This window comes from Allobosea sp. TAB14 (assembly GCF_052113865.1).
Taxonomy (GTDB): Bacteria; Pseudomonadota; Alphaproteobacteria; order Rhizobiales; family Beijerinckiaceae; genus Allobosea; species Allobosea spartocytisi.
Map to the genome: position 1 here is coordinate 1 of NZ_JBFRDQ010000243.1, position 5,700 is coordinate 5,700.

Annotated in this window: 8 protein-coding genes; 4 read left to right on the forward strand and 4 right to left on the reverse strand. The window is 66.7% G+C overall.

Annotation, left to right across the window (positions count from 1 at the left end; translation table 11 throughout):
- Both AB4Y99_RS25125 and AB4Y99_RS25130 read right to left on the reverse strand, forming a co-directional pair.
- Positions 1-390 (reverse strand): MBL fold metallo-hydrolase (locus tag AB4Y99_RS25125; protein WP_441525232.1); only part of this gene is annotated, 390 nt, incomplete at its 3' end.
- 99 nt (positions 391-489) lie between these two features.
- A complete protein-coding gene (locus AB4Y99_RS25130) occupies positions 490-1,083 on the reverse strand; it encodes an NADPH-dependent FMN reductase (protein WP_441525233.1) in 594 nt (197 codons plus the stop codon).
- An 88-nt stretch (positions 1,084-1,171) separates the two neighbouring features.
- On the opposite strand from AB4Y99_RS25130, the gene soxR reads away from it, so the two are divergent.
- Entirely contained in the window at positions 1,172-1,627 is a 456-nt protein-coding gene (gene soxR, locus AB4Y99_RS25135) for a redox-sensitive transcriptional activator SoxR (RefSeq protein WP_441525234.1), read from the forward strand.
- Positions 1,628-1,692: 65 nt separating this feature from the next.
- Here the strand turns inward: soxR and AB4Y99_RS25140 are convergent, their stop codons facing one another.
- Complete coding sequence (locus AB4Y99_RS25140; RefSeq protein WP_441525235.1) at positions 1,693-2,493, reverse strand: creatininase family protein; 801 nt, start codon at positions 2,491-2,493, stop codon at positions 1,693-1,695.
- A gap of 140 nt (positions 2,494-2,633) precedes the next feature.
- On the opposite strand from AB4Y99_RS25140, the gene AB4Y99_RS25145 reads away from it, so the two are divergent.
- From AB4Y99_RS25145 to AB4Y99_RS25155, 3 genes are read left to right on the forward strand one after another with little or no spacing between them, the layout of a single operon-like run.
- Positions 2,634-3,665 (forward strand): ABC transporter substrate-binding protein, encoded by a 1,032-nt coding sequence (locus AB4Y99_RS25145; RefSeq protein WP_113252098.1) that lies wholly within the window; start codon positions 2,634-2,636, stop codon positions 3,663-3,665.
- Between the two features lie 35 nt (positions 3,666-3,700).
- Positions 3,701-4,462, forward strand: coding sequence for an ABC transporter ATP-binding protein (locus AB4Y99_RS25150; RefSeq protein WP_441525236.1), 762 nt, complete (start codon positions 3,701-3,703; stop codon positions 4,460-4,462).
- The gene (locus tag AB4Y99_RS25155; RefSeq protein ID WP_441525237.1) at positions 4,459-5,331 is read left to right on the forward strand and encodes an ABC transporter permease; all 873 of its coding nucleotides are present in this window, start codon (positions 4,459-4,461) and stop codon (positions 5,329-5,331) included. Before AB4Y99_RS25150 ends, AB4Y99_RS25155 begins: the two co-directional genes overlap by 4 nt.
- 10 nt (positions 5,332-5,341) lie before the next feature.
- Here AB4Y99_RS25155 and AB4Y99_RS25160 read toward each other — a convergent pair.
- The coding region (locus tag AB4Y99_RS25160; protein ID WP_441525238.1) for a hypothetical protein at positions 5,342-5,700 on the reverse strand (359 nt) is incomplete at its 5' end.

Below are 5,700 nucleotides of genomic sequence, written 5' to 3' on the forward strand. Positions count from 1 at the left end.
ATCGACCACGGCGCCGGTGCCGTGCTGGGCCGGATGCCGTTTCAGGATGATCGGCCCCAGCCTGATGAAGCAGTCGATCGCCGTGATCGAGGAGAAACCCGCCTGCGCGATCGCCGCTTCGTCACCCGGCCGGCAAATGATCGGCAGGTTCTTCGGCACGCGCTCCTTCGCGACCGCATCGAAATGGTCGGCGTGGAGGTGGGACACGATCACCGTGTCCACCCCGGCGAGGATGTCCTCGATCGGCTCGGGCAGCGGCGTCATCGGGTTCGGCGAGCGGCCGGTGAAGGAAGGGCGACTGAGCGGCACCCCGAAATCCGGGTCGATCAGGAAGGTCCTGCCGCCATAGTTGAGCTTCAGCGTCGCGTTGCGGAGAAGTTTGAGCTTCATATCCGTCCGGCTCCTGGTCTCGGGGCGGGCATTGTTTCGCCCAGGCCGCGGCGAGACCAGTTCGGATTTGTGAAGCTCGCCCCAACTTCGCGTGAGGTATCAGGCCGGTGCGAACTGGCCGTAGGGCACGGTTTCGCGCGCGGTCCGCAGCGCGCTCGCCCACCAATGGAGCTGCGCCAGCATCGTCGCCATCGCCCGTTCGGCACGGTCGGCTTCCATGAGCCGGCCCTCCGTGTCGAAGCGGCCCCAGACATCGGCGAAGGAGACGCCGTCGCGGATCGGTGCGGCGTGCAATTCGCCGAAGACGAGCCGCAACTGCTCCGCGGCGCGCAAGCCCCCCGAGATGCCGCCATAGGAGACGAAGCCGACCGGCTTGCCGCGCCATTCCGGCCCGATCGAGTCGATCAGGAATTTCAGGATCGCCGGATAGGCGCGGTTGTATTCGGGCGTCACCACGATGAAGCCGTCGGCCCAGGCGATCGTCTGTCGAACCTCTTCCAGAGCAGGATGGCCGCTGCCGACATGGCGCGGCGGCAGTTCGAGCGTGCCGGGGTCGATGATCGCGAGCTCGAACGGGCCGTCGCCCTCGATCTGGGAAATCGCCCAGCCGGCGACCTTGTCGCAGAAGCGGCCCTCGCGGCCGCTGCCGTAGATCAGCGCCAGCCTGATCCTTGTGTCGAGCTTCTTGAGCATGGATGCGCTCCGGTTTGCGTCACGGGAGCGAGGCTTATAGAACCTCAACTAAGGTTAAGGTCAAGCGCCGAAAACGGAGGGGCGTGCGATGGATATGCCGCAGCGCCTGCCCATGGAATTGAGCGTCGGCGAGGTCGCGCGCCGCAGCGGGCTCGCCGTCTCGGCACTGCATTTCTACGAGGCGGAAGGGCTGATCAGCAGCCACCGCACGGCCGGCAACCAGCGCCGCTATCCGCGCGAGGTGCTGCGCCGTGTCGCGATCATCAAGGTGGCGCAGCGCRCSGGMATSCCGCTGAAGACGATCSGCGASGCCTTCAAGGCCCTGCCRCAGGGGCGCACGCCGACCGTGGCCGACTGGAAGCGCCTGTCCACGGCCTGGAAGGCGGAGCTTGATCGGCGCATCGAGCGGCTGACGCGATTGCGCGATCATCTCAACGGCTGCATCGGCTGCGGCTGCCTTTCGGTGAAGGACTGCCCGCTGCGCAATCCCTGGGACAGGCTGGCGGAGGAGGGGACGGGCGCGCGCCTGCTCGATCCGGACTGAGCCAGAGCTTCGGCCCGAAAAGCGGAGCGCGGTTTTCGGGAGAAGCCGATGAACAACCCAAAGATTTAGTCCGCCTTGTGGAGCCTCTCCAGCGGGAAGCGCGCCACGTCGGCCATCAGCTCGGCAAAGCCCTTGGCCTGCAGCGCGGCGGTCGCCTTGCCTTTCTCGGCCGTGGCGAGGCTGGCATCGCCCGCCACGCCTGCGGGGTGCACGTCCTGAGCCATCCAGGCGAAGGCATGCGGGCCGGTCGGCCTCAGCCAGCGATAGTCTTCATCCGCCATCCGCAGCATCAGCGGCTCGAAGCGTTCGGCCTTGCTCATATCGACGAGGTCCGGCCGGAAATGCAGCATCAGCGCGGTCTCGACATCGCCGCCATGAATGCCGTGGCGGATATCGAGATCGGCAAAGAGCCCATCCGGCAGGCCGAAGGACATCCAGGCGCTCGTTACCGCGAGCATGCCGTGCGTGACGCGCAATTCACGCGCGGCGATCTTCATCGGGTCGACATTGCCGCCATGGGAGGTGAGCAGCACGAGCTTGCGAAAGCCCGCCCGCTTCACGCTCTCGCCGATCTCGATCCAGGAGCGGACRGCGCTCTCCCAGCCGATGGTCAGCGTGCCCGGCGAATGCTGGTGTTCGTTCGATTTGCCGATGGCCTGCGTCGGGAGCACCAGCACCTCGACCTCGGCGCCGACCAGCGGCATCGCCTCGGCCAGCATGCCGTTCATGATGGTGGTGTCGGTCGAGACCGGCAGATGCGGGCCGTGCTGCTCGATCGCCGCCAGTGGCAGGACCGCGACGGTGCTCTCGCGCGGCAGTGCGGCGAAATCGGAGCTCTTGAGATCGCCCCAGAAGCGTGCGGTCATGCTCGGCCTGCCGATCGCGGGTTGCGGATGTCGCGAAGCCGCCTGCCGCGAGGCGGTGTTGCGATTTCCTGCCATGCTATCGCATGGCATAAGGGCACAAGGCCAGAGATTGCCGGGTCCGCCGTGGGGGAGTTCCGAACATGACGATGATGAGATATCGCCTGGACCGGCGCGCCGCGCTAGGCCTCATCGGCGGCTCCGCCGCTTCCGTGCTGGTGCCGGTGCCGGGCGCGCGGGTGAACGCGCAGACGCTCGACAAGGTGAGCTTCCAGACCAATTGGCGCGCCCAGGCCGAGCATGGCGGCTTCTATCTCGCGCTCGCCAACGGCATCTACAAGAAATACGGCATCGACGCCGAGATCCGGCAGGGCGGCCCGCAGCAGAACCCGTCGCAGCTCCTGCTCGGCGGTCGCGTCGACATGACGATGTCGACCAGCTTCGAGGCGGTGCGCTTCGCGCAGGAGAACATCCCCTTCCTCGCCATCGCCTCGATCTTCCAGAAGGACCCGCAGGTCCTGATCTCGCATCCGAACCAGGGCAATGACTCGCTTGCGGCCCTGAAGGGCAAGCCGATCCTGATCGGCACCGAGGCGCGCACCGCCTTCTGGCCCTTCCTGCGCGCGAAATTCGGCTACACCGACGACCAGATCCGCCCCTACACCTTCAGCATGGCGCCCTTCCTGGCCGACAAGCGGATTTCGCAGCAGGGTTTTCTGTCCTCCGAGCCCTTCGCCATCCAGAAGGCCGGAGTGAATCCGGTGGTGCATCTGCTCGCCGACAATGGCTTYGAYGCCTACAACACGACGATCAACGTCTCGCGCAAGCTGATGGAGACGAAGAAGGATCTGGTCCAGCGCTTCGTCACCGCGACGCTGGAGGGCTGGGCGCAATACATGAAGGCCGGCCCCGAGAATGCCGCCGCCAACGCGCTGATCCTGAAGGACAATCCCGACATGGATCAGGAGAAGATCGACTACGCCGTCAAGGTCATGAACGAGAACGGCATCGTCCTGTCGGGCGATGCGCTGACACTCGGCGTCGGCGCCATGACCGATGCGCGCTGGGCCAGCTTCTACAAGACCATGGCCGATGTCGGCGTCTTCCCGGCCGGCGTCGATGTGAAGAAGGCCTATACGCTCGACTTCATCAACAAGGGCGTGGGCAAGCCCTGAGCGTCGCGGGTCGATCGGTCTTGGACGAGGCCACCATGCCCCTCGTCGCATTGCGCGGGGTCTCGAAGCGCTTCGGCAACGGGACGCTCGCCGTGCGCGACGTCGATCTCGATCTCGCCGCCGGGGAGTTCGTCAGTCTGCTCGGCCCCTCCGGCTGCGGGAAGTCGACCCTGCTGCGCATGATCGCGGGCCTGGGCGCGCCGAGCGCGGGCACGATCGCCTGGCCGGGCCGCGACGAAAAGGCGACCGGGCCGGGGCGCGATCTCGGCTTCGTCTTCCAGGACCCGACGCTGATGCCCTGGGCGAATGCGCTCGCCAACGTCATGCTGCCGCTGACCTTGCAGAGGTTGCCGCGGGCGGAAGCGGAGCAGCGTGCCGCCGCGATGCTCGCTCTCGTCGGGCTGAAGGGCTTCGAGACATCCTATCCGCGCGAACTTTCCGGCGGCATGAAGATGCGCGTCTCGATCGCCCGCGCCCTGGTGATGCGGCCACGCATCCTGCTGATGGACGAGCCCTTCGCCGCGCTCGACGAGATCACCCGCCATCGCCTCAACGACGATTTGCTCGCGCTCTGGGCACGCGAGCGCTTCACCGCCGTCTTCGTCACCCATTCGGTCTTCGAGTCGGTTTATCTCTCGCAGCGCATCGTGGTGATGGCGGCCCGGCCCGGGCGCATCATCGCCGATCTGCCGGTCGACGCCGCCTATCCGCGCGACGACCTCTTCCGCACCTCCGGCGAATATGCCCATCTCTGCCGCATCGCTTCCGGCAACCTCAAGGAAGCGATCGGCCCATGAGCGCGCCTGAGGATACCCTGGCGCGCGAGGCTGCCGCTGCCGAGGCTCTGCCGGTTCCGGCCGAGCCCCGCTTCCTCGGTTTGCCGGTCAGCATCTGGCCCCGCATCCTCGCGCCGCTGGTCATCGGCGTTCTGGTGCTGGCGCTCTGGGAGCTGGCCGTCCGCTGGAACGACATCCCGCCCTATGTCCTGCCCGGACCGCTGCTTATCGGCCGGACCCTGGTCGAGGATTGGGCGACGCTCTCCGCCTCGCTCTGGGTGACGTTGCGCATCACCTTCCTGGCGCTCGCGGCGGCCATCCTCGTCGGCGTGGCGCTGGCGGTGCTGTTCAGCCAGTCGAAATGGCTGGAAATGGCGCTCCTGCCCTATGCGATCGTGCTGCAGGTGACGCCGATCGTCGCCATTGCGCCGCTGATCATCATCTGGGCTGATGACATCGACCTGTCGCTGCTGATCTGCGCCTGGATCGTCGCCTTCTTCCCGATCCTGTCGAACACGATCCTGGGCTTGAGCGCGGCCGACCACAACCTCGTCAATCTGTTCGAGCTCTATGGCGCSASSCGCTGGCAGACSWTGCGCTATCTCAAGCTGCCGGCSGCGCTGCCTTAYTTCCTGGCGGGSCTGAAAGTGTCGGGCGGCCTCGCTTTGATCGGCGCGGTCGTCGCCGAATTCGTCGCCGGCACCGGCGGCAATGCCTCGGGGCTGGCCTATCGTATCCTCGAGGCCGGCTACCAGCTCAAGATCCCGCGGGTCTTCGCGGCGCTGGCGATGATCTCGCTGTCGGGAGTCGCGATCTTCCTCGCGACGAGCCTGATCTCGCATCTCCTGCTGCGCCGCTGGCACGAAACCGCGTTGCGGCGGGAGAATTGAGCGTTCCGGTTCAGACGAAATAGGCGAGCTTGCGCTCGGCCGGCAGCGCATCGATCTCGCGCAGAGCCGCTTCGGACGGAGCGGCGGCGGCCTGCATGCGCGCGGGCGCCTGAGGGGCCGTTTCGGCCTGGGTGAAGACGAGGTCGTCGTCCAGCAGATCGATCGTTCCGATCCGCTTTTCGGTGCTTGCCACGTCGTCGAGACTATGCGGCTGCGTTTGGTCGCTGCTTGCGGTGCCGAAACGGCTGTCTGCGACGCTGTCTTCGCTCGCCCGTGCCGGCCGGGGAGGCAGGCCGGCCAGTTCCGTCGCCGTCAGGTAGTGCGGGCTCGGATCGCGCGTGATCTCGCCGAAGGCGCGCAGGCTCGAAT

Coding starts and splice junctions, on each gene's coding strand:
- AB4Y99_RS25130 (WP_441525233.1), bottom strand. CDS start 1,083: ATGCTCAAGAAGCTCGACACAAGGATCAGGCTGGCGCTGATCTACGGC.
- AB4Y99_RS25150 (WP_441525236.1), top strand. CDS start 3,701: ATGCCCCTCGTCGCATTGCGCGGGGTCTCGAAGCGCTTCGGCAACGGG.